1 pseudogene is annotated in these 1,013 nt (G+C 43.4%); it reads left to right on the forward strand.

Annotated features, from left to right (window positions below):
• Positions 1–1,013 (forward strand): annotated as a pseudogene (locus tag BAZSYMA_RS04025) (FG-GAP-like repeat-containing protein); the annotation flags it as partial.

The following is a 1,013-nucleotide window of genomic DNA, read 5'->3' on the forward strand; positions in this document are numbered from 1 at the left end:
GACACAAGTACTGGTGGCTTTGTTATTAGTGGCGAATCAATGCGTAATCATGGTGGATTTTCAATCTCCAGCGCAGGCGATGTCAATGGCGATGGTTTAGATGATTTAATTATTGGTTCTGATAGTGCAGGTAAGTCGTATGTTGTGTTCGGTACACAAGACAGTACTGCTATTGACTTATCAGTCATTGCCGCTGGCAAAGGTGGCTTTATTATCAATGATGGCTCACAGGATGATGACCATCTTTACTCAGTCTCCAGCGCAGGCGATGTCAACGGCGATGGACTAGATGATTTGATTGTGGGCAATGAAGATAGTGATATACATGGCAAACCAGACGCAGGTAAATCGCATGTTGTGTTCGGCAAAAAAGACACCAAAGCTATTAATTTATCAGACATTGTCGCTGGCAAAGGCGGCTTTGTTATCAATGGCGAGTTTATAGAAGATATGAGTGGCAACTCAGTCTCCAGCGCAGGCGATGTCAACGGCGATGGCTTAGATGATTTGATTGTGGCTGCTGCTATTGCCGATCCAAGTGGTAAACCAGACGCAGGTAAATCGTATGTTGTGTTTGGCAAAAAAGACAATACCAATGCTATTGAATTATCAACTATTACCGCTGGCACAGGTGGTTTTGTTATCAATGGTGAGTCAGCGAGGGATCATAGTGGTTACTCAGTCTCCAATGCAGGTGATGTCAACGGCGATGGCTTAGATGATTTAATTGTAGGTGCTTATCTGGCCGCTCCAAGCGGTAAATTACAAGCAGGTAAATCGTATGTTGTGTTTGGCAAAAAAGACAATACTGCTATTAATTTATCAAACATTGTCTCTGGTATTGGTGGCTTTGTTATCAAGGGCGAGTCAAAGGGTGATTATAGTGGTTGGTCAGTCTCCAGCGCAGGCGATGTCAACGGTGATGGTTTAGATGATTTGATTGTGGGTGCTTATAAAGCCAAATCATCTGCAGGTAAATCCTATGTCATCTTCGGCAAAACTGATACCGATGT

Source organism: Bathymodiolus azoricus thioautotrophic gill symbiont, assembly GCF_001298715.1.
Taxonomy (GTDB): Bacteria; Pseudomonadota; Gammaproteobacteria; order PS1; family Pseudothioglobaceae; genus Thiodubiliella.